Consider the following 23,944-nt stretch of genomic DNA (forward strand, 5'->3'; position numbering starts at 1 on the left):
GTTACTGAATGATCAGGTTGTTGAACAACAGGTCTTCAACCACCGGCTTGCCGGTCTCGTCATTCATGACTTGCTGGGTCTGCTTCAGGGCTTCCTGACGCAGCTTTTCCTTGCCTTCGATGCTGCCCATCGCCTCGGTCGTCTGCTGAGTGAACAGCGCCACCAGTTGATTGCGGATCATCGGCTCGTTGGCCTTGACCAGTTTGGTCGCCTCTTCGCCGGTCACACGCAGCGCCACGTCGGCCTTGTAGACCTTCAGCTTCGGCGTGCCGTCCAGCCCGTAGTTGCCCACGAACGGCGGACTCAAGGTGATGTAGTTGACCTTCGGCGCCTCGCCTTCTTTGGCTTCTTCGGCCAGCGCTGCCACAGGCAGAGACAGGGCCAGCAACAACATGATCCACGCTTTCACAATTCGCTCCTTATCCGGTTTGCGGCCTAGCATAACGACCCGCCGCGCAAGCACAAGCTTATGGCTGACTATCAGGGTCGGGCATGCTCGTTGACCCGTTGACTGACACACCTACACTTATCGGCCATCACTCCCAAAGGAATAGCCCTGATGAAAGCCGTGCTGTGCAAAGCCTTCGGCCCTGCCGAATCGCTGGTGCTGGAAGACGTCGCCAGTCCTGCCCTGAAGAAGAACGAAATCTTGCTGGAGGTGCACGCCGCCGGGGTCAACTTCCCGGACACGCTGATCATCGAGGGCAAATACCAGTTCAAGCCGCCCTTCCCGTTTTCCCCAGGGGGCGAAGCGGCTGGTGTGGTCAGCGCCGTGGGCGAAAAGGTCAGCCACCTGAAGGTCGGCGACCGGGTCATGGCCCTGACCGGTTGGGGCAGCTTTGCCGAACAGGTCGCGGTGCCGGGCTACAACGTCCTGCCGATCCCGCCGTCGATGGACTTCAACACCGCCGCCGCGTTCAGCATGACCTATGGCACCTCGATGCACGCTCTTAAACAACGGGCCAACCTGCAACCGGGCGAAACCCTGCTGGTGCTCGGCGCTTCCGGTGGCGTCGGCCTCGCGGCAGTGGAAATCGGCAAAGCCATGGGCGCCCGCGTCATCGCTGCCGCCAGCAGCGCGGAGAAACTCGCCGTGGCCAAGGCAGCCGGCGCCGACGAACTGATCAACTACAGCGAAGCCAATCTCAAGGATGAAATCAAACGCCTTACCGACGGCCAGGGCGCCGACGTGATCTACGATCCGGTCGGCGGCGACCTGTTTGACCAGGCCATCCGCGCCATCGCCTGGAATGGTCGGCTGCTGGTGGTCGGCTTCGCCAGCGGGCGCATCCCGGAACTGCCGGTCAACCTCGCCCTGCTCAAAGGCGCGGCGGTACTCGGTGTGTTCTGGGGTTCCTTCGCCCAACGCCAGCCGCAGGACAACGCGGCGAACTTCCAGCAACTGTTCGGCTGGTTCGCCGAAGGCAAGCTCAAACCCTTCGTGTCGCAGGTGTATCCACTGAGCAACGCGGCGCAGGCGATCAATGATCTGGGGCAGCGCAAGGCGGTGGGCAAGGTGGTGGTGCAGGTGCGCTGAGTTGTTGTTCAGGCCGGATATTTCCCCCAAGAACCGGCTCGAGCCCGAAAGCCACTAACGCAGCGTCACCCACAGCGGCGCTGCGTTGCTGCCTCTCATAGCAACTCACGAACCTCCCGCGGCAAAAAACTCATGTATTTGCGCATCGGGTTTTCCCGGCAACCTCTGACGATCATGGGGACGCGCCGGTTGATCTTTGCAATGATCGCCAGACGCTGTTCATTCGCCAACTGGCTCTGGTGGATGACGTTGGAGACGTATGCGCGGGTGTCATTGAATATCTGCGCATCAACCCACGCGTACTCTGGCAGGTTCCTGAAGCTATCGTTGATTACTCGACATTTCACTGTCTGCAGCCACTGGTTGAGGTGGATCGGCTGATCCTGATGAAGCCGGAAGAGCATTGGCGCCAGCACCGGCTGTTCCGCCGGCCGACCTTCATCGACCGTCCAGGGCTTGAATCGCCACTGCGCTATCGCCTCCCGGGCTGCTTCCGCCAGTTCTGGATGATCACTGTGCACAATGCTGATCCCGTTGACCGAACCATCCGCCTTGACGATGAAGCTGACCTTGACCTCGCCATCGATCCCGGCCCTGTGCAACGCTCTGGGGTAAATCGGCTTGGGGTTGTGTTCAGGGATGAGCAACCCTTCTGCCGCCAGCGCCAGACTGAAGATCGTCAACAAAAGCCCAGCAAAAAACCACCGCATGTTCGCGCCCCTTCCCTAGTGAGATGCCTTATCCGGCAACAGCACAAAGGTTACGGAGCGCGGCCTTTTAACTGAATGGCGCAGCTTCGCTTTTGGGTGCAGGACATTTCCTGATCCCGATGGGAAACCTGACGAAACCGCTGGGCAAATGGCAGCAGGTAAATTTTCTGACGGACGTTTAGCCGCCGCTCGGCCCGGCAACGTCACCCGGCAACAGATGCTCTTGCACCTTCAGGCTGCGAGATGGGATAAGCCGTCCCTTGTCATCGAAGCGCAGGACAATCAGCCAGTCGAAGACATCATCCGGCCATTTTTCCTGCCCCATCAATGCGGTGGCATCGCCGCCAAAGGCTTTGATCAGTTTGTTGATATGGCCGTGGTGCCAGGCGATCAGAACCGTTTGCGCCTGATTGCTCTTGCGCAACAGTTTGACCAGTTGATGAAGATCACCATTGACGTAGGGCTGCTCAATTGCAAGGTTCAGACGCTGGGCCAATGGCGTCAGGGTCAACCGTGAGCGTGCACTCTCCGGGGTGTCGCCAGCAGCGATCAAGCGCTGGGGAACAAGAGTCTGGCCGTCGAGTTTCAGCGGGTTGAAATAGTCGACGTAGGCGGCCGCACGCTGTTCGCCTCGAGCATTGAGCACTGATCCCACATCCGGTTTTTCCGCATGCCGAATGATCAGCACCGTCGCGTTGCGCAGGCCGGAATGGGAAGGATGATCGACGACAATCAAGCCCAGCATGACAAGGGCGAGCCCCGCCGCCACCAAAAACCTCGGCATCAATCTGCGAACCTTCAGTGGCATTTCTTATCTCTGCTGATCAATCGGCTGAACTGGCCGCGAGTCTATGCCACACCATGTTCAAAAGTGGTGAAAACGCCCCGTTCTTACAGCTGAGCGACAGGTTCGTAAAAGAACATGCGACTTCCAACATTTTCCGCTGTTTTGCCGATGCGAACCGGTGCTATTTTCGGTAACGAAACTGTAACATTCGCATCCGCAGTCAAAACAAGAAATCTGGAGCCCTTGAATGTTTGCTTTCTTTCGACCTGCCGCACATCAGGCTCCATTGCCTGAAGAAAAAATAGACAGTACTTACCGACGCCTGCGCTGGCAGATCTTCGCCGGTATCTTCTTTGGTTACGCCGGTTACTACCTGCTGCGCAAAAACTTCTCGCTGGCCATGCCGTACCTGATCGACGAGGGCTACACCCGGGGTCAGTTAGGTGTGGCAATGTCAGCCATCGCGATCGCTTACGGCTTGTCGAAGTTCTTGATGGGCCTGGTGTCCGATCGTTCCAACCCACGTTACTTCCTGCCGTTCGGCTTGCTGATCTCGGCAGGCGTGATGTTCGTCTTCGGTTTTGCACCGTGGGCCACGTCCAGCGTGACCATGATGTTCATTCTGTTGTTCATCAACGGCTGGGCTCAGGGCATGGGTTGGCCGCCGAGCGGTCGGACCATGGTGCACTGGTGGTCGCAGAAAGAGCGCGGCGGCGTGGTGTCGGTATGGAACGTGGCGCACAACGTGGGTGGTGGCCTGATCGGTCCGTTGTTCCTGCTCGGCATGGGCCTGTTCAATGACTGGCATGCGGCATTCTACGTGCCGGCTGCAGTGGCCCTGGGTGTGGCGGCGTTCGCGTTCATGACCATGCGCGACACCCCGCAATCGGTTGGCCTGCCGCCAATCGAACAGTACAAGAACGATTACCCCGAAGGCTACGATGCCAGCCACGAAGACGAATTCAGCACCAAGGAAATCTTCGTCAAGTACGTGCTGCGCAACAAAATGCTCTGGTACGTGGCCATGGCCAACGTCTTCGTCTACCTGCTGCGCTATGGCGTACTGGACTGGGCCCCGACGTATCTGAAGGAAGCCAAGCACTTCACCGTGGACACCACGTCGTGGGCGTACTTCTTCTACGAGTGGGCCGGTATTCCAGGCACGCTGCTGTGTGGCTGGATGTCAGACAAGATCTTCCGTGGCAATCGTGGCCTGACCGGCATGGTATTCATGGCGCTGGTCACCGTGGCGACGCTGGTCTACTGGCTCAACCCGCCTGGCAACCCGACCATCGACATGATCGCGCTGTTCTCCATTGGCTTCCTGATCTATGGCCCGGTGATGTTGACCGGTTTGCAGGCACTGGAACTTGCACCGAAGAAAGCCGCCGGTACTGCAGCAGGCTTCACCGGTCTGTTTGGTTATCTGGGTGGGTCGGTCGCGGCCAGTGCAGCGATGGGCTACACCGTGGACCATTTCGGCTGGGACGGCGGCTTCGTGCTGCTGGTGGGCGGCTGCATCATGGCGATGGTTTGCCTGGCTCCGACCTTGTGGCACAAGAACGTCGCCAGTCAGAGCCGTGAGGCGCTCGCCTGATCGACCTTTGACTTGCAGCGCTTGAGACGCGCCTCCAGATTTCGATCCGGCATGGCGTGGCTGCGCAGGGCGTGGGCGGTCTGCTCGACATAATCGCGAGTCGTGCCATACCGCCCGCAAGCGCTTTCAAACACCTGGCTCAGCACATGATCCGGCAAGTTACCGGCATAGCTGGGCAGGTGTCGCTCCAAGACAAATCCTAAAGCCTGCACCTGACTGCCATCTTCGAGCCGGCAGTTGAGCCAGTGTGGGCGATAGGACGGGAACGGCATTTCGCGTTTCCATAGCGCGTACAGCGCACCGTCGAGATTTTCTTCCGGCAGCCGATAGGCGAAGCCGCTGCACGAACCACCGCGATCCAGACCAAACACCAGCCCGGGCATTTCCGGCGTCCCGCGATGCTCGTGCGACCACAGGTACAGGCCGCGATGGTAGCCATGGACTCGCCCGCGCACCCGCTCCACCGCCGTACATTCCGGGCGCCAGATCAGCGAACCGTAGGCAAACAGCCACACCGGCCCGCCCTTGTGGCGCGCCATGGTCGATTGCATCGAGACGAGAAGTTGTTCGTGTGTCAGCTGCGGCCCCAGATCGAGCCGCGGAGGGTAAGCCAGATTCACAAAAGCAGATTCAATGGCTGTCATGAAGGAAGTGTTCGGCCCCGCAAGTATTACAAGATGTAAGCACAATTCGCTTGATAGAACATATAGCAGTAACTGTAAAACGAAAAGTGCTAAAGGATGTATGACCTGCCCGATAGCACTAAAGCGCAATTATCAGCCTCGGCTAACGGGTTTTATATAGCCTAATACCATTGCCAAAATATCTTAAATACCCGAATGAAATATGCATAAGCCTTCGCTTGTTCAGGATCGGTTCAAGAAAATGCAGGAAACTTCCTACTAAAATGTCGGACTTTCTGTCTTTCCCGTCGCTGAACGCCTACGTATAACGGCCTTCCTCTGGCGCAAGCCATCCCGTTTGACCGAGGCTGCATCATGAAAAAACCAAGGCTGTTGGCCGCATTGTTGTTGATTCAGACCGGCCAGGCTTTGGCCGAGGATGACTCACAGAAGGACAAGGGCTTCTGGTACGCACAGACCAGTGTCTATACCCGACATTACTCGCCCGACCCCGAACACAATAATCATCAGGACTTGATCGGCATCGAACGCAATCAGGCTTCCGGCTGGGTATGGGGCGGGGCAACTTTCCGCAATTCGTTCCGCCAGCGCTCGAACTATGCGTATGTCGGCAAACGCTATGACAGCAGCGAGTATCCGGTTTATCTGAAAGTCACCGGTGGGCTGTTGCAGGGTTATCGCGGTGATTACAAGGACAAGATCCCGTTGAATCGCTACGGCGTTGCGCCGGTGATCATTCCGTCCATCGGTACTCACTACGGCCCATTGGCCGCCGAGTTGGTATTCCTCGGCGCCAACGCGGCGATGGTGACTACCGGCGTACGTTTCTAGGGGTGGGGCTCAGGCTCGGCTCAATTCGCGCGGCTCAAGAGCGTGGCGCGTAGGCAAATACATCGGCGCGCATCTGGTGCGCATCCATCCCGGCTTCCACCAGCGCATCCAGCGTGCCGTAGACCATTGCCGGCGAGCCGCTGGCGTAGACATGCAGGGACTTCAGATCCGCGAAGTCTTCGCACACGGCCTGGTGCAACATCCCGCAGCGCCCTTCCCAACCGCACTGGTCGCTGACCACTTTGTGCAGGAACAGGTTGGGCAGCCTCAGCCACTCATCCCAGTGTTCGATTTCGTAGAAATCCTCCGGACGACGTACACCCCAGTACAAATGCACCGGGTGTTTGAAGCCGTTGGCGCGGCAGTGTTCGATCAGGCTGTGGATCTGGCCCATGCCAGTACCGGCGGCGATCAGCACCAGCGGACCGTCGGGCAGTTCGGCGAGATGAGTGTCGCCGAATGGTAGCTCGACGCGCACCAGCGGGTTGCGTTGCAGTTGCTCGATCAGGCTCAACGCACTGGCCTCGCGCGCCAGTACGTGGATTTCCAGGTCACGCCCGCCGTGCGGTGCCGAGGCCATGGAGAACGCCGACTTCTCGCCGCTTTCGCGCTCGATCATCAGGTACTGCCCGGCGTGATAGCGCGGCGACTTGCCGGCCGGCGCCCGCAAGCGCACGCGCCAGGTGTCGCCGCCGACGTCCCGGCATTCGATGACCTGACACGACAGGCTGCGCACCGGCAGTTCTCCCAGCGCGAGCACGCCATCCCACAGCAGGATGCAGTCTTCCAGCGGCTCGGCTATGCAAGTGTAGAACTCGCCGTGGTCGTGCACCTTGCCGGCCTGCTCGACCCGGCCTTCCACCAGCAGCGCCGCACATACATGGCAATTGCCGTTGCGACAGCTTTGCGGGCATTCGTAGCCCAGGCGCCGAGCGCCATCGAGAATCCGCTCGCCGGGCCGTATCTCAAGCACCGCTCCGGAGGGCTGCAGGGTTACACGCATCAATCTATTCCTAACTGATTCCAGATGGCATCGATCCGCTGGGTGACGGCGTCGTCCTTGACGATCACGCGACCCCACTCGCGAGTGGTTTCGCCCGGCCACTTGTGGGTGGCATCCAGGCCCATTTTCGAGCCCAGGCCGGAAACCGGCGAGGCGAAGTCGAGGTAGTCGATCGGCGTGTTGTCGATCATCACCGTGTCGCGCTTGGGGTCCATGCGCGTGGTAATGGCCCAGATCACGTCGTTCCAGTCCCGGGCGTTGATATCGTCGTCAGTGACGATAACGAACTTGGTGTACATGAACTGTCGCAAAAACGACCAGACACCGAGCATCACGCGCTTGGCATGCCCCGGATACGACTTCTTCATGGTCACGATGGCCATGCGGTACGAGCAGCCTTCTGGCGGCAGGTAGAAGTCGGTGATCTCCGGGAACTGCTTCTGCAGGATCGGCACGAACACTTCGTTCAGCGCCACGCCGAGGATCGCCGGCTCATCCGGCGGACGACCGGTATAGGTGCTGTGGTAGATCGGTTTGATCCGGTGGGTGATGCGTTCGACGGTGAACACCGGGAAGCTGTCGACTTCGTTGTAGTAACCGGTGTGGTCGCCGTACGGGCCTTCGTCGGCCATCTCGCCCGGGTGGATCACGCCTTCGAGGATGATCTCGGCAGTGGCCGGCACTTGCAGGTCGTTGCCACGGCACTTGACCAGTTCGGTGCGGTTACCGCGCAGCAGACCGGCGAAGGCGTATTCGGAAAGGCTGTCCGGCACCGGCGTCACGGCGCCGAGGATGGTCGCCGGGTCAGCGCCCAACGCTACAGACACCGGGAACGGCTGACCCGGGTGCTTCTCACACCACTCGCGAAAATCCAGCGCGCCGCCACGGTGGCTGAGCCAGCGCATGATCACCTTGTTGCGGCCGATCACTTGCTGACGGTAGATGCCGAGGTTCTGACGGTCCTTGTTCGGGCCTTTGGTGACGGTCAGGCCCCAGGTGATCAGCGGGCCGACATCGCCGGGCCAGCAGGTCTGCACCGGCAGCATCGCCAGGTCGACGTCGTCGCCTTCGATAACCACTTCCTGGCACACCGCGTCTTTGACGACTTTCGGTGCCATCGCGATGATCTTGCGGAAGATCGGCAGTTTCGACCACGCATCCTTCAAGCCCTTCGGCGGCTCCGGCTCCTTGAGGAAGGCCAGCAGCTTGCCGATTTCGCGCAGCTCGCTGACCGACTCGGCGCCCATGCCCATGGCGACCCGCTCGGGGGTGCCGAACAGGTTGCCGAGCACCGGGATGTCATAGCCGGTGGGCTTTTCGAACAGCAGCGCCGGGCCCTTGGCCCGCAGTGTGCGGTCGCACACCTCGGTCATCTCCAGCACCGGCGAGACGGGAATCTGGATGCGTTTCAACTCTCCGCGCTGCTCAAGCTGCTGCACGAAATCCCGAAGATCCTTGAATTTCATTGACGATGGCACCCTCAAAATAGGCGTACATCCTACCTGCTATGCCGGCCTGTGGCAGCCTGTCGCTGCCTACTTGGCTGCATTCGTCTGTGCTTTTCCAAGGTTTTCCCGGGCTTGCAGGCCGATAAACAGCGGCTCGAGGAGCGGCGCCACGAAGCGCGCACCGACTTCGGACAGATGATTGTCATCGGTGTACAGCGAATAACCGCCGAGTTCAGCGTGGCACAGGCCCTTGTCATCACACAGGCGCGGCGCCGGATCGACTACATGCACGGCCGGGTCAACCTGCGCCAGCAGCGCGAACAACTGACTGATGAACACCTGGCGCTTGTGGTGCACCTCGACGTCCAGACCGACGTCATCGACCGGACGATCGAGCATCGCCAGACGCGTCAGCCGATACGGCGGGCTGAAGGCTTGCAACGGCGCCTCTTTCACCAGCCACACGCGATGCCCGCCAGCGCGCAATTGCGCCACCCGTGCCCGCAGACCTTCAGCCAGACGCCGCTCGGCGTCGGCGCGGTCGTAACGGCCATCAGGTGTTCTCAATACGTGGCCCAGATCGCCTTTGGCATCGCCGTACAGATACAGGCTCCACCGCGCGACCAGCACCACATCGCTGACCGACTGCGCCTTCAGCCCCTGCTCGACCCGCTTGTTGAAGCGCGCACAAACACCGTCATGTTCCAGCCCATCGACCGGGATACACCCCGGGGAACTGGCCAGGATCACGCTAACGCCATGGGCCTTGGCACCGTCATCGAACACCGGGATCAACGCGGTGGCGTGACTGTCGCCCCAGACCATCGCGCGGGTCGGCAGATCCGTCACGCCGTAATGGCAGAACAGCTTGTCGTCAGGGGTCTTGTCGTCCGCCAGACACGCCATCAACTCCGGTCGCCACTCGCGGCCCTTGGCGTATTGCAGAGCCTGCTCGGACAGGCGCCATGGCAGGCCATCGGTCCAGCGCAGGGATTGCCCGGCCAGACCGAGCACCAGAATGCCGCATAAACCCGCGAGCAATACCTGGCGACGCCCGGCCAGCAAACGCCGCTCACGGAACGGGGTTTCGACGAGTTTCCACGACAGATAACCGAGTACCAGCGTCAACAGGATCAAGCCAGCCGTATCGAGCACGCCCGGTTCATCGACACTGGCGTAGCTGGAAAAAACGAACACCGGCCAATGCCACAAATACCAGGAATAGGAAATCAGACCGAGGCCGACCATCACCCGACTGCTCAACAATTGACCAACCACTGTTTCACGATGACCATTGGCCAGAATCAGCAGCACTACGCCCAGCACCGGCAACAATGCGGTGGCCCCCGGGAACGGCGTCGACTTGTCGTAGACGAACACCGCCAGCAGGATCAGCCCCATGCCCAGCAGGCTCAAGGCCTGGGCGGCCAGCGGTTTCAAGCGCCAGGCGTGTTTCGGCGCAATCGCCAGCATCGCCCCGGCCAGCAACTCCCAGGCCCGCATCGGCAGCAGGAAGAAGGCTTTTTCCGGGTGATGATTGATTGCCCACACACTCAGCCCGAACGACACCAGCAGCACGCCGAACAGCGCCAGCCGCCAGTGTTTCAGCCGGCTCGAGAGCAACGTCAGCAGCAGCGGAAAGACAATGTAGAACTGCTCTTCCACCGCCAGCGACCAGGTGTGCAGCAGCGGTTTCAGGTCAGAGGCGACATCGAAGTAGCCGTCCTGGCGCATGAACAGGATGTTCGAGACGAACGTCACCTGGTAACGCACCGAGCGCCCTAGCTCTTCATAGTCCTTGGGAGCCAGCAGGAACCAGCCCACCGCCAGCACCGCAATGATCATCGCGAACAGCGCCGGCAGAATCCGCCGCGCACGCCGCGCCCAGAACTCGACGAAACTGAAACGACCCGCCTGACGCTGGTTCCAGATGATCGAAGTAATGAGGTAGCCGGAAATCACGAAGAACACGTCCACGCCGACAAAACCGCCGGTAAACCCCGGGACGCCAAAGTGGAACAGCACCACGGCGATCACCGCGACTGCGCGCAGGCCGTCGATATCCCTTCGATAAGCGAGTGTGCTCATAAATCTTTAATGCCAATCAGATGGTTGTTTTTTGTACAGCTTGAGCCTCTGACTCGAAGAGGCTCACGAATGCTGCTTGTTGTTTTTGCCCAGTGACAGACCTTAACAGATCACGAACCTCCCATAATTCAGGCAAAAAAAATGGCATCCCGTACGGGATGCCATTTTCGGGTACTACCTGCGATGTTACTTGCGCTTCATCGACAGGAAGAACTCGTCGTTGGTCTTGGTCGTTTTCAGCTTGTCGACCAGGAACTCGATCGCTGCGACTTCGTCCATCGGGTGCAGCAGCTTGCGCAGAATCCACATGCGCTGCAGTTCGTCGTCGGCGGTCAGCAACTCTTCGCGGCGGGTGCCGGAACGGTTGATGTTGATGGCCGGGAACACGCGCTTTTCCGCAATCTTGCGGTCCAGCGGCAGTTCCATGTTGCCGGTACCCTTGAACTCTTCGTAGATCACTTCGTCCATTTTCGAACCGGTTTCAACCAGTGCGGTGGCGATAATGGTCAGCGAGCCGCCTTCTTCGATGTTGCGCGCAGCACCGAAGAAACGCTTTGGCTTCTCCAGGGCGTGAGCATCGACACCACCGGTCAGGACCTTGCCGGAGCTCGGGATCACGGTGTTGTAGGCACGGGCCAGACGGGTGATGGAGTCGAGCAGGATCACCACGTCCTTCTTGTGTTCGACCAGGCGCTTGGCCTTCTCGATCACCATTTCGGCAACCTGAACGTGGCGGGTCGGCGGCTCGTCGAAAGTCGAGGCAACCACTTCGCCGCGCACGGTGCGCTGCATTTCGGTTACTTCTTCCGGACGTTCGTCGATCAGCAGCACAATCAGGTGAACTTCAGGGTTATTACGGGCGATATTCGCTGCGATGTTCTGCAGCATGATCGTTTTACCGGCTTTGGGCGGTGCAACGATCAGACCACGCTGGCCTTTGCCAATCGGGGCGCACAGGTCGATCACACGACCGGTCAAGTCTTCAGTGGAACCGTTGCCGGCTTCCATCTTCATGCGCACAGTCGGGAACAGCGGGGTCAGGTTCTCGAAGAGAATCTTGTTTTTCGCGTTCTCGGGACGATCGAAGTTGATCGTGTCGACCTTGAGCAGGGCGAAATAACGCTCGCCTTCCTTTGGAGGGCGGATCTTGCCAACGATGGTGTCACCGGTGCGCAAGTTGAAACGACGGATCTGGCTTGGCGAGACGTAGATATCGTCCGGACCGGCCAGGTAGGAAGCGTCAGCGGAGCGCAGGAAGCCGAAGCCGTCCTGGAGAATCTCCAGCACGCCATCACCGGAGATTTCCTCGCCGCTTTTCGCGTGCTTTTTGAGCAGGGAGAAAATCACGTCCTGCTTGCGCGAACGGGCCATATTTTCTATGCCCATCTGTTCGGCCAATTCGAGCAGTTCGGTAATCGGCTTTTGCTTGAGTTCAGTCAGATTCATATAGGAATGACGTAATCATTTATGGAGGGGGGGAAATTAAGCTTTTGGCTTAATGAGGCCGCGCCGCGGAGAAGGCGACAGGATCGCGAACTTGTTCGAAAAGGAGTGCGTCGGCGACGGCTAGCAGGGGGCAGTGGAGAAACCAGTGCGGGGCCGAATGTACCACCTGAGTTTCGGAGCGTCTAGCCCTGAATACGCAAAAAGCCCCGCAATTTGCGAGGCTTTTTTTTCGGCGATTTACAGCGACGCTTAGATGTTGGCGTCGAGGAAAGCTTTCAACTGAGACTTCGACAGCGCGCCGACTTTGGTCGCTTCAACGTTGCCGTTCTTGAACAACATCAGCGTCGGGATACCACGCACGCCATGCTTGGCCGGGGTTTCCTGATTCTCGTCGATGTTCAGTTTGGCAACGGTCAGCTTGCCTTGGTATTCACCAGCAATCTCGTCCAGAACCGGAGCGATCATTTTGCAAGGACCGCACCATTCAGCCCAGTAATCGACCAGGACAGCGCCTTCGGCCTTGAGTACGTCGGCTTCGAAGCTAGCGTCGCTAACGTGTTTGATAAGATCGCTGCTCATGGAATTCTCCAGGTTGTAAGCAAAAAAACGTGGCCCATCATATCCGCCCTTCCCTTGTTCAGGAAGCCGCAGATGATTGAGTCTTGCTATGGCGCCCCATGAGTCTGGGTATAGCTCAAGTCAGGCGGTGGCGGGGGCGATGAAGGCAATCCCGGTACGCAGTGCCGCGTTGCGCACGTGCTCCTGCATGGCTTTCTGGGCAGCGGCGGACGCCCGGCGCGCCAGTGCGCGGAGAATCTTGCGGTGCTCCTGCCAGGTTTCCATGGCCCGTTCGGCGCGGATGAACGGTAGCTTCTGGCTCTCGAGAAAGATCTCGGCACTGGCGGTAAGGATGCTCAGCATCGCCTGATTGCCGCTGGCCAACAGAATGCGCTGGTGGAATTCAAAGTCGAGCGTCGCTGCCGCCTCGAAGTCACCCGCCTTCAACTGCTCACGCATCGCCGCAACGTTGTCCTCCAGCGCATCCAGATCGAACGTGCTCAAGGTTACCGCCGCCAACCCGGCCGCAAACCCTTCCAGCGCATAGCGCAGCTGAAAAATATCGAGCGGCGAGGCCTGCGCCGCAAACGACCAGCCCGGTGCGCTGTCGCCGCGCGACAACTCCACCGGAGCCTGCACGAAAACACCCTTGCCCGGCTGAATGCTGACCACACCCAGCGCACTCAGCGATGACAGCGCCTCGCGCAATGACGCCCGACTCACGCCAAGTTGCAGCGCCAGATCGCGCTGTGACGGCAAGGCGTCGCCCGCGCCGAAACCCTGGTCGGTGATCAGTTTGCGGATCGCTTGCAGCGCCACTTCGGGTACCGCACGGGAAATCGAATTCATGGTTTTTCAGATGCGTCAGGCCAATGTGCGGCTAGTTGTAAAGCTATTCGCCGAGTCCGGCAAGTCATGCCCCAGCGGGGTTCGGTGATCGAGGCCGATGCGCCATGGCAGTGCGAAAAACGACCTGACTGTTCAGACCAGTAAGACCGAACAAACCCGCTGAAACCGTGGTCTGCCGTGGCGAAAGCCACGTATTGGCACGGCACATGCTCTGTCCGAACGCAGATTTAACTTCCCGCCGATCCGGAGATTTGCCATGACCCTGCGTTACCGAGCCCTCCTCGCCGCGCTGTTTTCCAGCCTGATGCTCAGCCATATCCCCGCTCACGCCGACGGCCTGGACGACGTGGTCAAACGCGGCACACTGAAAGTCGCGGTGCCTCAGGACTTCCCGCCATTCGGCTCGGTCGGCCCGGACATGAAGCCTCGCGGCCTGGACATCGACACGGCGAAACTGCTGGCCGAGCAGCTCAAGGTCAAACTCGAACTGACTCCGGTCAACAGCACCAACCGCATCCCGTTCCTGACCACCGGCAAAGTCGATCTGGTGATCTCAAGCCTGGGCAAGAACCCTGAGCGCGAAAAAGTCATCGACTTCTCCCACGCCTACGCGCCGTTCTACCTCGCGGTATTTGGCCCGCCTGATGCCGCAATCACCACGCTCGACGACCTCAAGGGCAAAACCATCAGCGTCACCCGTGGCGCCATCGAAGACATCGAGCTGACCAAGGTCGCCCCCGAAGGCGTGACCATCAAGCGCTTCGAAGACAACAACTCGACCATTGCCGCCTACCTCGCCGGGCAAGTCGACCTGATCGCCAGCGGCAACGTGGTGATGGTCGCAATCAGCGAGAAGAACCCGAAACGCGTGCCGGCATTGAAAGTGAAGCTCAAGGATTCGCCGGTCTACGTCGGCGTGAACAAGAACGAGCCGGCGCTGCTGGGCAAGGTCAACGAGATCCTCGCCACCGCCAAGGCCGACGGCGCGCTGGAGAAAAATTCGCAGACCTGGCTCAAAGAGCCGCTGCCGGCCGATCTCTGATCGGTCGCGCGGGAGACAATCGATGGCTTATCAGTTCGATTTCATGCCGGTGGTGCAAAACACCGACCTGTTGCTGCGCGGCGCACTGTTTACCCTGGAGCTGACGGCCATTGGCGCAGTGCTCGGGGTCGGCGTGGGCATCATCGGCGCGCTGGTGCGGGCGTGGAACATCCGCCCGTTCTCGGCAATCTTCGGCGTCTACGTCGAGTTGATCCGCAACACGCCATTTCTGGTGCAGCTGTTCTTCATATTCTTCGGCCTGCCCTCGCTCGGGGTGCAGATTTCCGAATGGCAGGCGGCGGTACTGGCGATGGTGATCAACCTCGGTGCGTATTCGACCGAGATCATTCGCGCCGGCATCCAGGCGATCCCGCGCGGGCAACTGGAAGCCGCGGCCGCGCTGGCGATGAGCCGGTTCGAAGCGTTCCGCCACGTGGTGCTGCTGCCGGCGCTGGGCAAGGTCTGGCCGGCCCTGAGCAGCCAGATCATCATCGTCATGCTCGGGTCGGCGGTGTGTTCGCAGATCGCCACCGAGGAGTTGAGCTTCGCCGCCAACTTCATTCAGTCGCGCAACTTCCGCGCCTTCGAAACCTATGCGCTGACCACGCTGATTTACCTGTGCATGGCGCTGCTGATCCGGCAACTGCTGAACTGGGTCGGCCGCCGCTATATCGCGAGGAGCAGCCGATGAGCGACTTCACCTTCTGGGACATCCTGCGCAATCTGCTCACCGGTCTGCAGTGGACGCTGGCGTTGTCGCTGGTGGCCTTCATCGGTGGCGGGGTCGTCGGGCTGCTGATTCTGGTCATGCGCATCTCGAAAAACCCTTTGCCGAGCAACATCGCCCGCACCTGGATCGAACTGTTCCAGGGCACGCCGCTGCTGATGCAACTGTTTCTGGTGTTCTTCGGCGTGGCGCTGGCCGGGATCGAAATCTCGCCGTGGATGGCGGCGGCGATTGCCCTGACGCTGTTTACCAGCGCCTACCTGGCGGAGATCTGGCGCGGTTGCGTCGAAGCGATCCCGAATGGCCAGTGGGAAGCCTCGGCGAGTCTGGCGCTGAATCCGCTGGAGCAATTGCGCTACGTGATCCTGCCGCAAGCGCTGCGGATTGCCGTGGCGCCGACCGTGGGCTTCTCGGTGCAAGTGGTCAAAGGCACCGCGGTGACCTCAATCATCGGCTTCACCGAGCTGACCAAAACCGGCGGCATGCTCGCCAACGTCACCTTCGAACCGTTCATGGTCTACGGCCTCGTCGCCCTCGGCTACTTCCTGCTCTGCTACCCCTTGTCGCTCAGTGCGCGCTACCTGGAAAGGAGACTGCATGCCTCTGCTTAGAATTTCCGCCCTGCATAAATACTACGGCGACCATCATGTGCTCAAAGGCATCGACCTGAGCGTCGAGGAAGGCCAGGTGGTGGCGATCATCGGCCGCAGCGGCTCGGGCAAATCGACCCTGCTGCGCACCCTCAACGGTCTGGAGTCGATCAACGACGGGGTGATCGAAGTCGACGGCGAATACCTCGACGCCGCCCGCGCCGATCTGCGCAGCCTGCGGCAGAAAGTCGGCATGGTGTTCCAGCAGTTCAACCTGTTCCCGCACCTGACCGTGGGCGAGAACGTGATGCTCGCCCCGCAAGTGGTGCAGAAAGTGCCCAAGGCCAAGGCGGCCGAACTGGCGCGCAAGATGCTCGAGCGCGTCGGCCTGGGGGAGAAATTCGATGCGTTTCCGGACCGACTCTCCGGCGGCCAGCAGCAGCGTGTGGCAATTGCCCGGGCCTTGGCGATGTCGCCGAAAGTGCTGCTATGCGACGAAATCACCTCGGCGCTGGACCCGGAGCTGGTCAATGAAGTGCTCAGCGTGGTGCGCCAATTGGCCAGGGAAGGCATGACGCTGATCATGGTCACCCACGAAATGCGCTTCGCCCGGGAGGTCGGGGACAAACTGGTGTTCATGCACCATGGCAAGGTGCATGAGGTGGGGGATCCGAAGGTGTTGTTTGCCAATCCGCAGACGGCGGAGCTGGCGAATTTCATTGGTACGGTGGAAGCGACAGCCTGAATCTGACTCACCCTGATCGTTCCCACGCTCCGCGTGGGAATGCAGCCAGGGACGCTCTGCGTCCCAAAAGCGGACGCAGAGCGTCCGGTGAGGCATTCCCACGCAGAGCCTGGGAACGATCAGGTTCGGGGTGCTCGCTCCGGCGGTTTGAACCATGCGCGTTGGCGTCAGCGTTTGATCGTGGCACGATGTCGGGGTTATCGACCGAGACCCCCAGACCATGCCGCAATCCAAAGCCAAGAATCTGTCCCTGATCGCCGCAATCGACCTGGGCTCCAACAGCTTTCACATGGTCGTGGCCAAGGCCCAGAACGGTGAAATCCGTATTCTGGAGCGCCTCGGAGAGAAGGTTCAGCTTGCCGCCGGCATCGACGATGAGCGCCATCTCAACGAAGAATCCATGCAGCGCGGGCTTGATTGCCTCAAGCGCTTCGCCCAACTGATCAACGGCATGCCCCTGGGCGCCGTGCGGATCGTTGGCACCAACGCCCTGCGCGAAGCGCGCAACCGCCTGGAATTCATCCACCGCGCCGAAGAAATCCTCGGTCACCCGGTGGAAGTCATCTCCGGCCGTGAAGAAGCGCGCCTGATCTATCTGGGCGTCTCGCACACCCTCGCCGACACCCCGGGCAAACGTCTGGTGGCCGACATCGGCGGCGGCAGTACCGAATTCATCATTGGCCAGCGCTTCGAGCCTTTGTTGCGCGAAAGCCTGCAAATGGGCTGCGTCAGCTTCACCCAGCGTTACTTCAAGGACGGCAAGATCACCCCGGCCCGTTACGCCCAGGCGTATACCGCGGCACGGCTGGAGATCATGAGCATCGAGCACGCCCTGCACCGCCTGACCTGGGATGAAGCCATCGGCTCCTCGGGCACCATCCGCGCCATCGGCCTGGCGCTGAAGGCCGGCGGGCATGGCACCGGCGAAGTCAACGCCGAAGGCCTGGCCTGGCTCAAGCGCCGCCTGTTCAAGCTGGGTGACGTCGACAAGATCGATTTCGAAGGCATCAAGCCTGACCGTCGGGCGATTTTCCCGGCGGGTCTGGCGATTCTCGAAGCGATCTTCGACGCCCTCGAACTGCAACGCATGGATCACTGTGAAGGCGCGCTGCGTGAAGGCGTGCTCTACGACCTGCTGGGCCGCCATCATCACGAAGACGTGCGCGAACGCACCCTGACCTCGCTGATGGAGCGTTACCACGTCGATCTGGAACAAGCGGCGCGAGTCGAGCGCAAGGCGCTGCACGCCTTCGATCAGGTCGCCGCAGACTGGGAGCTGGATGACGGTATCTGGCGCGAACTGCTGGGCTGGGCGGCGAAAGTCCACGAAGTCGGGCTCGACATCGCGCACTACCACTACCACAAACATGGCGCCTATCTGATCGAACACTCGGACCTCGCCGGATTCTCCCGCGAAGACCAGCAGATGCTCGCCTTGCTGGTGCGTGGCCATCGCCGCAACATCCCCAAGGACAAGTTCGCCGAGTTCGGTGACGACGGCGACAAGCTGATCCGCCTTTGCGTGCTGCTGCGCTTCGCGATCCTGTTCCACCACATTCGCGGGACTCAGGCGATGCCGCAGGTGGTGCTGCATGCGAAGGGTGACAACCTGGATGTGGAGTTTCCGGAGAACTGGCTGGATGAGAATCAGCTGACTCAGGCGGATTTCGGGCTTGAGGCGGATTGGCTGACGCGGGTTGGCATCGTCCTTACCGTCCACTGAGACGGGCAGACACAAAAAAGGCGATCCGCAGGGATCGCCTTTTTTATTGGGTTCGGTTTGAGATTGGGGGTGGGCCTGCCCCTCATCGGAACGCCGTCCGCCCAGCCCTCTCCCGAGGGAGCCGATCTCCATTGGCTTCGAAGCCTGAGCTCGACTCGATATCTCACGTCGGCGTATAGCGTAAGACACCTCGGTCAGTCCCCTCTCCCTCCGGGAGAGGGTTAGGGTGAGGGGCTCTTGCTCTTGGCTTTAGCTGCTCACCGGAAGAATCGGGCTACCCAGGCGTTCCAGCAACGTCGCCTGCGCACTGCGCGGGTTCTGATTGCCGGTTGGCGTGTTGCGGATGTAGCGGCCATCCGACTGCAGGCTCCAGCTGTGGGTGTTGTCGGTCAGGTACAGCTCCAGCTCTTTCTTCACACGGGTCAGCAGCTTCTTGCCTTCCACCGGGAAGCAAGTCTCGACGCGCTTGTCGAGGTTGCGCTCCATCCAGTCGGCGCTGGAGAGGAACATCTGCTCCTCGCCACCGTTGAGGAAGTAGAACACCCGGGTGTGCTCGAGGAAGCGGCCGATGATCGAGCGCACGTGGATGTTGTGCGAAACCCCGGCAATGCCCGGACGCAGGCAGCACATGCCACGCACCACCAGATCAATGCGCACACCGGACTGGCTGGCCTTGTACAGCGCGCGGATGATCTTCGGATCGGTCAGCGAGTTGAACTTGGCGATGATGTGCGCCGGTTTGCCGTCGAGGGCGAACTGGGTCTCGCGGGCAATCATGTCGAGCATGCCCTTCTTCAGGGTGAACGGCGCATGCAGCAGCTTCTTCATGCGCAGCGTCTTGCCCATGCCGATCAACTGACTGAATAGCTTGCCGACGTCTTCACACAACGCGTCGTCGGAAGTCAGCAGGCTGTAGTCGGTGTACAGACGGGCGTTGCCGGCGTGGTAGTTACCGGTGCCGAGGTGCGCGTAACGCACAATCTCGCCGGCCTCGCGACGCAGGATCAGCATCATCTTGGCGTGGGTCTTGAAGCCGACCACGCCGTAGATCACCACCGCACCGGCCGCTTGCAGACGGCTGGCCAGTTGCAGGTTGGACTCTTCGTCGAAGCGCGCACGCAGCTCGATGACCGCCGTGACTTCCTTGCCGTTACGCGCGGCATCGACCAGCGCATCGACGATCTCGGAGTTGGCGCCAGAGCGGTACAGGGTCTGGCGCACAGCGAGCACGTGCGGGTCTTTCGCCGCCTGGCGCAGCAGGTCGACCACCGGGGTGAACGACTCGAACGGGTGCAGCAACAGGATGTCCTGCTTGCTGACCACGCTGAAAATGTTTTCACTGTTCTGCAGCAGTTTCGGGATCTGCGGAGTGAACGGCGTGTATTGCAGCTCCGGATGACTGTCCAGACCGGTGATGCTGAACAACCGCGTCAGGTTGACCGGGCCGTTGACCTGATACAGCTCGCTCTCGCTCAGGTTGAACTGCTTGAGCAGATAGTCCGAGAGGTGTTTCGGGCAAGTGTCAGCGACTTCCAGGCGCACCGCATCGCCGTAACGACGCGAGAACAACTCGCCACGCAGGGCACGCGCAAGGTCTTCGACGTCTTCGGAATCGAGCGCCAGATCGGCGTTTCGGGTCAGGCGGAACTGATAGCAGCCCTTGACCTTCATGCCCTGGAACAGGTCATCGGCGTGGGCGTGGATCATCGACGACAGGAACACATAGTTGTCGCCCGGGCCGCCGACTTCTTCCGGGACCTTGATGATCCGTGGCAGCAGGCGCGGTGCCGGGATGATCGCCAGACCGGAATCGCGGCCAAAGGCGTCGATGCCTTCCAGCTCGACGATGAAGTTCAGGCTCTTGTTCACCAGCAACGGGAACGGGTGCGTCGGGTCGAGGCCGATCGGGGTGATGATCGGCGCGATCTCGTCGCGGAAATAACGGCGCACCCAGGTCTTGAGCTTGGTCGTCCAGTAACGGCGACGGATGAAACGCACCTGGTGCTTTTCCAGCTCCGGCAACAGGATGTCGTTGAGGATCGCGTACTGGCGGTCAACGTGACCGTGTACCAGCTCGCTGATCCGCGCCAACGCTTGATGCGGTTGCAGACCGTCAGCACCCGCCTGTTCCCGAGCGAAGGTGATCTGTTTCTTCAGGCCGGCGACGCGAATCTCGAAGAATTCGTCGAGGTTGCTGGAGAAGATCAGCAGGAACTTCAGTCGCTCCAGCAACGGATAGGACTCGTCCAGCGCCTGTTCCAGCACGCGGATATTGAATTGCAGTTGCGAGAGCTCGCGATGGATGTACAGGCTGCTGTCATCCAGGCCGGGAATCGCGATCACCGGTGCCGCTGCTGCAGGTTCGGCAACCGGCGCGGGTGGCGCTGGCTCCAGTTCCGGCGGCGTTTCGGTGATTTGTTCCACCACCGGCTGAGCTTCTTTTACTGCAACTTCTGTGAGTCCTTCGGTATTCATCGAATGTTCCTGGGAGGGCTATTTCTGCTCTCGTAACAATTGAGCGGCGCGGACAGCAAAGTAAGTCAGGATGCCATCAGCGCCGGCACGTTTAAAGGCGGTCAGTGATTCGAGAATCACCGCCTCGCTCAACCAGCCATTCTGGATCGCCGCCATGTGCATGGCGTATTCGCCGCTAACCTGATAGACGAAGGTCGGCACTTTGAAGGCATCTTTTACCCGCAAAAGAATGTCCAGGTACGGCATGCCGGGTTTGACCATGACCATGTCCGCGCCTTCAGACAAGTCCGCGCCGACTTCGTGCAGCGCTTCGTCGCTGTTGGCCGGGTCCATCTGATACGAGGCCTTGTTGGCCTTGCCCAGATTCGCCGCCGACCCCACTGCATCGCGGAACGGTCCGTAATAGGCGCTGGCGTACTTGGCGGAGTAGGCCATGATCCGCACATTGACGTGACCGGCAATCTCCAGCGCTTCGCGGATCGCCTGAATGCGCCCGTCCATCATGTCCGACGGTGCCACAACCTGAGCGCCGGCTTCGGCATGGGACAGCGCCTGACGCACCAGTGCGTCGACAGTGATGTCGTTCTGCACATAACCTTCTTCGTCGAGAATGCCGTCCTGTCCGTGGGTGGTGAACGGGTCAAGCGCGACGTCGGTGATCACCCCCAGCTCCGGGAAACGCTCGCGCAAGGCACGAGTGGCGCGCTGGGCGATGCCCTGCGGGTTCCAGGCCTCGGCGGCGTCGAGGGATTTCAATTCGACAGGAGTGACCGGGAACAGCGCCAGCGCCGGAATCCCCAGATCGACCCACTTGGCCGCTTCTTCGAGCAGCAGATCGATGGTCAGGCGCTCGACACCGGGCATCGAGGCCACGGCTTCGCGACGGTTTTCACCGTCAAGCACGAACACCGGCAGGATCAGATCATCGACCGTCAGCACGTTTTCCCGTACCAGCCGACGCGAAAAATCATCGCGGCGATTGCGGCGCAAACGGGTGGCGGGGAACAAACGGTTGGCAGGGGTAAAGCTCACGGCAGACTCCTGAGCCCGCGCAAACGGGCGAGCGTGACAGTTATAAGCGGCCATTATGACGGTCGTATTACAGTTATGTGCACCCCTGTGACAGGTAGTCGCAATCCATTGTCATTGTAGGAAATGTTCACGTCGAGACACATTTCGACACTTTCATGAATGTGTCCGAAGGGTTAGGCTGCGCGTTCATTTCGCCAGCACCCAGACAATGCTCCAACAATTTTTGCATGACTTCGGCTACTTTGCCCTGTTTCTCGGCACGTTCTTCGAAGGCGAAACCATCCTGGTACTCGCAGGCTTCCTCGCGTTCCGTGGATACATGGACATCAACCTGGTGGTGGTCGTGGCGTTCTTCGGCAGCTATGCCGGCGATCAGCTGTGGTACTTCCTGGGGCGCAAGCACGGGCGCAAATTACTCGCGCGCAAACCGCGCTGGCAGATGATGGGCGACCGCGCGCTGGAACACATCCGCAAGCACCCGGACATTTGGGTGCTGAGCTTCCGCTTCGTTTATGGTCTGCGCACGGTGATGCCGGTGGCGATCGGCCTGTCGGGTTATCCGCCGGGACGTTATCTGCTGCTCAACGGTATTGGTGCGGCGATCTGGGCCACGGCCCTGGCAGCTGCCGCCTACCACTTCGGCGCGGTACTCGAAGGCATGCTCGGCAGCATCAAGAAGTACGAACTGTGGGTGCTCGGCGCGCTGCTGGTGCTGGGTGTAGGCCTGTGGCTGCGTCGCCGGTTCAAGAATGCGCGACTGGCCAAGCAGGTTTACGCCGACGAGCAAGCCGCAAAAACCGCGCATCTGCATCAGACAGAAACAGCCAAACCCGAACCTAAGACGCCAGCCGAGTAACGCGCTGGCGACAGCCATACCGCCCGATGCCACTGAGCAGGCTGTAACCGAGCAGGCCAGCCCAGGCCAACGGGCTGGCCGGCCATAGCCCGACCAGCGGCGCCAACCACACCAGCGGCACGTTTGACCCCAGCCGCAGCAGCTCCACCTTCAACGCCCACGGGCGGTTCTCCAGGGCCACGCCCAGCGCAAACAAACCCGATGCGACAGCGCCCCAGCCGAGCACCAGCGCGGCGATCGGCAGATGCGGCGCCTGCCCCATCAGGTAACTGCCCAGCGCGATATAGACGCAGAACTGCAGCGCCACGTAGCCCTTTCGACGGCTGTCGAGCGGCACCTCGAATTTACGAAAGCAGCTCAGGTCCGGCTTGCTCAGCGGGTACTTCGCCGCCACGTCCGCCGGACGCCAACCGGTGCGCATGAACCAGATCCGCAGCTTGTCCCACGGGTTTTCGGCGCGGCGCGCGTCGTCCCACAATTGCGCGTAGAACTGCACATTGGCCCACAGCGGGTTCCAACTCGCCAGCGGCGTGGTCACGCCGAAAATTACCGGTTCGCTGTCGTCCTCTTCCTGGAATGTACCGAACAGCCGATCCCAAAGAATGAACACCCCGCCGTAGTTGCGATCCATGTAGAGAGCGTTCTGTGCATGGTGGGCCCGATGATTGGATGGCGTGACGAAGAACCACTCGAACCAGCCAAGCTTGGGAATGTGCCGGGTGTGAACCCAGAACTGATACAGCAGATTCATCGCCGCGACGCTGACGAACACCAGCAGTGGCACCCCAAACACGGCCATCGGCAGGTAGAAGATCCAGCCCAGCAGGAACCCGGTACTGGTCTGTCGCAACGCGGTGGAGAGGTTGTACTCCTCGCTCTGGTGATGCACCGAGTGCGCGGCCCAGAGGATGTTGCGCTCGTGGCCCAGGCGGTGCAGCCAGTAATAGCAGAAGTCATAGAACACAAAGGCCAACACCCAGACCCAGACACTGTCCGCCGGCAGCCTGAGCAGCGCCAGGTGTTCCAGGGCAAACGCATACGTCAGCAGCCCCACGCCTTTGGTCAACAGCCCGGTGGTGGTCGACAACACCCCGGCGCTGAGGCTGTTCACCGAGTCGGCGAGGCGATAGTGGCTCACCCCGCGCCAGCGGTCGGCGATCAGTTCAGCGGCGATCAGCACGAAGAAAAACGGCACTGCATACAGAATGAAGTCCATGGCGCGCCCCGGTCGGATTCTATGGACAGATCCTAGGTGT

At 60.5% G+C, this 23,944-nt stretch carries 22 protein-coding genes; 9 read left to right on the forward strand and 13 right to left on the reverse strand.

All coding sequences use genetic code 11. The features are described from left to right. Position 1: 1 nt before the first annotated feature. Positions 2-409 carry a flagellar basal body-associated protein FliL gene (locus QMK55_RS12075; protein WP_320329243.1) on the reverse strand — a complete coding sequence of 136 codons (408 nt, stop codon included), beginning with the start codon at positions 407-409 and terminating at the stop codon, positions 2-4. Between the two features lie 150 nt (positions 410-559). On the opposite strand from QMK55_RS12075, the gene QMK55_RS12080 reads away from it, so the two are divergent. Beyond that, entirely contained in the window at positions 560-1,537 is a 978-nt protein-coding gene (locus QMK55_RS12080; RefSeq protein WP_320329244.1) for an NADPH:quinone oxidoreductase family protein, read from the forward strand. 95 nt (positions 1,538-1,632) lie between these two features. Here QMK55_RS12080 and QMK55_RS12085 read toward each other — a convergent pair whose 3' ends face one another. Together QMK55_RS12085 and QMK55_RS12090 are read right to left on the reverse strand one after the other, a co-directional pair. Next, the gene (locus QMK55_RS12085; protein WP_320329245.1) at positions 1,633-2,247 is read right to left on the reverse strand and encodes an energy transducer TonB; all 615 of its coding nucleotides are present in this window, start codon (positions 2,245-2,247) and stop codon (positions 1,633-1,635) included. 178 nt (positions 2,248-2,425) lie between these two features. Continuing rightward, positions 2,426-3,055, reverse strand: a complete 630-nt coding sequence (locus QMK55_RS12090) for a flagellar basal body-associated protein FliL (RefSeq protein ID WP_102354843.1) — start codon at positions 3,053-3,055, stop codon at positions 2,426-2,428. A gap of 226 nt (positions 3,056-3,281) precedes the next feature. Here QMK55_RS12090 and glpT point away from each other — a divergent pair, with 226 nt between their 5' ends. Beyond that, positions 3,282-4,631 carry a glycerol-3-phosphate transporter gene (gene glpT / locus QMK55_RS12095; protein WP_102354842.1) on the forward strand — a complete coding sequence of 450 codons (1,350 nt, stop codon included), beginning with the start codon at positions 3,282-3,284 and terminating at the stop codon, positions 4,629-4,631. Here the strand turns inward: glpT and QMK55_RS12100 are convergent. After that, a complete protein-coding gene (locus QMK55_RS12100) occupies positions 4,607-5,275 on the reverse strand; it encodes a gamma-glutamylcyclotransferase (RefSeq protein ID WP_320329246.1) in 669 nt (222 codons plus the stop codon). The two genes, glpT and QMK55_RS12100, sit on opposite strands and share 25 nt — an antisense overlap. Before the next feature lie 354 nt (positions 5,276-5,629). Between QMK55_RS12100 and QMK55_RS12105 the strand changes: the two genes are divergently transcribed. After that, positions 5,630-6,106, forward strand: coding sequence for a sn-glycerol-3-phosphate transporter (locus QMK55_RS12105; protein ID WP_320329247.1), 477 nt, complete (start codon positions 5,630-5,632; stop codon positions 6,104-6,106). A 34-nt stretch (positions 6,107-6,140) separates the two neighbouring features. Here the strand turns inward: QMK55_RS12105 and QMK55_RS12110 are convergent, their stop codons facing one another. From QMK55_RS12110 to QMK55_RS12135, 6 genes are all read right to left on the reverse strand, one after another. Then, positions 6,141-7,109: a CDP-6-deoxy-delta-3,4-glucoseen reductase gene (locus QMK55_RS12110; protein ID WP_320329248.1), complete on the reverse strand. Its 969-nt coding sequence runs from the start codon at positions 7,107-7,109 to the stop codon at positions 6,141-6,143. Next, positions 7,109-8,575 (reverse strand): 4-hydroxy-3-polyprenylbenzoate decarboxylase, encoded by a 1,467-nt coding sequence (gene ubiD / locus QMK55_RS12115; RefSeq protein ID WP_102354838.1) that lies wholly within the window; start codon positions 8,573-8,575, stop codon positions 7,109-7,111. The genes QMK55_RS12110 and ubiD overlap by 1 nt, the downstream gene beginning before the upstream one ends. A gap of 69 nt (positions 8,576-8,644) precedes the next feature. Continuing rightward, entirely contained in the window at positions 8,645-10,645 is a 2,001-nt protein-coding gene (locus QMK55_RS12120) for an acyltransferase family protein (RefSeq protein ID WP_320329249.1), read from the reverse strand. 186 nt (positions 10,646-10,831) lie between these two features. Further along, positions 10,832-12,091 (reverse strand): transcription termination factor Rho, encoded by a 1,260-nt coding sequence (rho, locus tag QMK55_RS12125; protein ID WP_003229334.1) that lies wholly within the window; start codon positions 12,089-12,091, stop codon positions 10,832-10,834. 249 nt (positions 12,092-12,340) lie between these two features. Next, positions 12,341-12,670, reverse strand: a complete 330-nt coding sequence (trxA, locus tag QMK55_RS12130; RefSeq protein ID WP_320329250.1) for a thioredoxin TrxA — start codon at positions 12,668-12,670, stop codon at positions 12,341-12,343. A 120-nt stretch (positions 12,671-12,790) separates the two neighbouring features. Further along, complete coding sequence (locus QMK55_RS12135; RefSeq protein WP_102354836.1) at positions 12,791-13,498, reverse strand: FadR/GntR family transcriptional regulator; 708 nt, start codon at positions 13,496-13,498, stop codon at positions 12,791-12,793. Positions 13,499-13,754: 256 nt separating this feature from the next. Here QMK55_RS12135 and QMK55_RS12140 point away from each other — a divergent pair, with 256 nt between their 5' ends. From QMK55_RS12140 to ppx, 5 genes are all read left to right on the forward strand, one after another. After that, positions 13,755-14,540 (forward strand): transporter substrate-binding domain-containing protein, encoded by a 786-nt coding sequence (locus QMK55_RS12140; protein WP_320329251.1) that lies wholly within the window; start codon positions 13,755-13,757, stop codon positions 14,538-14,540. 22 nt (positions 14,541-14,562) lie between these two features. Then, positions 14,563-15,231: an amino acid ABC transporter permease gene (locus QMK55_RS12145; protein ID WP_320329252.1), complete on the forward strand. Its 669-nt coding sequence runs from the start codon at positions 14,563-14,565 to the stop codon at positions 15,229-15,231. After that, on the forward strand, positions 15,228-15,878 hold the full coding sequence (locus QMK55_RS12150; protein ID WP_320329253.1) for an amino acid ABC transporter permease: 651 nt from the start codon (positions 15,228-15,230) through the stop codon (positions 15,876-15,878). Before QMK55_RS12145 ends, QMK55_RS12150 begins: the two co-directional genes overlap by 4 nt. Beyond that, entirely contained in the window at positions 15,865-16,602 is a 738-nt protein-coding gene (locus QMK55_RS12155; protein WP_187678221.1) for an amino acid ABC transporter ATP-binding protein, read from the forward strand. Before QMK55_RS12150 ends, QMK55_RS12155 begins: the two co-directional genes overlap by 14 nt. Before the next feature lie 220 nt (positions 16,603-16,822). Continuing rightward, positions 16,823-18,325: an exopolyphosphatase gene (gene ppx, locus QMK55_RS12160; RefSeq protein WP_102354831.1), complete on the forward strand. Its 1,503-nt coding sequence runs from the start codon at positions 16,823-16,825 to the stop codon at positions 18,323-18,325. Positions 18,326-18,574: 249 nt separating this feature from the next. Here ppx and ppk1 read toward each other — a convergent pair whose 3' ends face one another. Both ppk1 and hemB read right to left on the reverse strand, forming a co-directional pair. Beyond that, complete coding sequence (ppk1, locus tag QMK55_RS12165; RefSeq protein WP_102354830.1) at positions 18,575-20,800, reverse strand: polyphosphate kinase 1; 2,226 nt, start codon at positions 20,798-20,800, stop codon at positions 18,575-18,577. A gap of 18 nt (positions 20,801-20,818) precedes the next feature. Continuing rightward, the gene (hemB, locus tag QMK55_RS12170) at positions 20,819-21,832 is read right to left on the reverse strand and encodes a porphobilinogen synthase (RefSeq protein ID WP_102354829.1); all 1,014 of its coding nucleotides are present in this window, start codon (positions 21,830-21,832) and stop codon (positions 20,819-20,821) included. Between the two features lie 208 nt (positions 21,833-22,040). Between hemB and QMK55_RS12175 the strand changes: the two genes are divergently transcribed. Continuing rightward, complete coding sequence (locus QMK55_RS12175; RefSeq protein ID WP_320329254.1) at positions 22,041-22,688, forward strand: DedA family protein; 648 nt, start codon at positions 22,041-22,043, stop codon at positions 22,686-22,688. On the opposite strand, the gene QMK55_RS12180 is transcribed toward QMK55_RS12175, so the two are convergent. Beyond that, positions 22,669-23,904 carry a sterol desaturase family protein gene (locus tag QMK55_RS12180; RefSeq protein ID WP_320329255.1) on the reverse strand — a complete coding sequence of 412 codons (1,236 nt, stop codon included), beginning with the start codon at positions 23,902-23,904 and terminating at the stop codon, positions 22,669-22,671. The two genes, QMK55_RS12175 and QMK55_RS12180, sit on opposite strands and share 20 nt — an antisense overlap. Between the last annotated feature and the right edge of the window lie 40 nt (positions 23,905-23,944).

This window comes from Pseudomonas sp. P8_229 (assembly GCF_034008635.1).
GTDB lineage: Bacteria > Pseudomonadota > Gammaproteobacteria > Pseudomonadales > Pseudomonadaceae > Aquipseudomonas.

Bases quoted from the DNA above. Each gene is read 5' to 3' on its own strand.
- QMK55_RS12180 (WP_320329255.1), bottom strand. From the start codon at position 23,904: ATGGACTTCATTCTGTATGCAGTGCCGTTTTTCTTCGTGCTGATCGCC.
- QMK55_RS12175 (WP_320329254.1), top strand. From the start codon at position 22,041: ATGCTCCAACAATTTTTGCATGACTTCGGCTACTTTGCCCTGTTTCTC.
- QMK55_RS12080 (WP_320329244.1), top strand. From the start codon at position 560: ATGAAAGCCGTGCTGTGCAAAGCCTTCGGCCCTGCCGAATCGCTGGTG.
- QMK55_RS12155 (WP_187678221.1), top strand. From the start codon at position 15,865: ATGCCTCTGCTTAGAATTTCCGCCCTGCATAAATACTACGGCGACCAT.
- trxA (WP_320329250.1), bottom strand. From the start codon at position 12,670: ATGAGCAGCGATCTTATCAAACACGTTAGCGACGCTAGCTTCGAAGCC.
- QMK55_RS12135 (WP_102354836.1), bottom strand. From the start codon at position 13,498: ATGAATTCGATTTCCCGTGCGGTACCCGAAGTGGCGCTGCAAGCGATC.
- QMK55_RS12105 (WP_320329247.1), top strand. From the start codon at position 5,630: ATGAAAAAACCAAGGCTGTTGGCCGCATTGTTGTTGATTCAGACCGGC.
- QMK55_RS12120 (WP_320329249.1), bottom strand. From the start codon at position 10,645: ATGAGCACACTCGCTTATCGAAGGGATATCGACGGCCTGCGCGCAGTC.
- QMK55_RS12150 (WP_320329253.1), top strand. From the start codon at position 15,228: ATGAGCGACTTCACCTTCTGGGACATCCTGCGCAATCTGCTCACCGGT.
- QMK55_RS12145 (WP_320329252.1), top strand. From the start codon at position 14,563: ATGGCTTATCAGTTCGATTTCATGCCGGTGGTGCAAAACACCGACCTG.
- rho (WP_003229334.1), bottom strand. From the start codon at position 12,091: ATGAATCTGACTGAACTCAAGCAAAAGCCGATTACCGAACTGCTCGAA.
- QMK55_RS12100 (WP_320329246.1), bottom strand. From the start codon at position 5,275: ATGACAGCCATTGAATCTGCTTTTGTGAATCTGGCTTACCCTCCGCGG.
- QMK55_RS12110 (WP_320329248.1), bottom strand. From the start codon at position 7,109: ATGCGTGTAACCCTGCAGCCCTCCGGAGCGGTGCTTGAGATACGGCCC.
- QMK55_RS12140 (WP_320329251.1), top strand. From the start codon at position 13,755: ATGACCCTGCGTTACCGAGCCCTCCTCGCCGCGCTGTTTTCCAGCCTG.
- QMK55_RS12085 (WP_320329245.1), bottom strand. From the start codon at position 2,247: ATGCGGTGGTTTTTTGCTGGGCTTTTGTTGACGATCTTCAGTCTGGCG.
- ubiD (WP_102354838.1), bottom strand. From the start codon at position 8,575: ATGAAATTCAAGGATCTTCGGGATTTCGTGCAGCAGCTTGAGCAGCGC.
- glpT (WP_102354842.1), top strand. From the start codon at position 3,282: ATGTTTGCTTTCTTTCGACCTGCCGCACATCAGGCTCCATTGCCTGAA.
- QMK55_RS12090 (WP_102354843.1), bottom strand. From the start codon at position 3,055: ATGCCACTGAAGGTTCGCAGATTGATGCCGAGGTTTTTGGTGGCGGCG.
- ppk1 (WP_102354830.1), bottom strand. From the start codon at position 20,800: ATGAATACCGAAGGACTCACAGAAGTTGCAGTAAAAGAAGCTCAGCCG.
- ppx (WP_102354831.1), top strand. From the start codon at position 16,823: ATGCCGCAATCCAAAGCCAAGAATCTGTCCCTGATCGCCGCAATCGAC.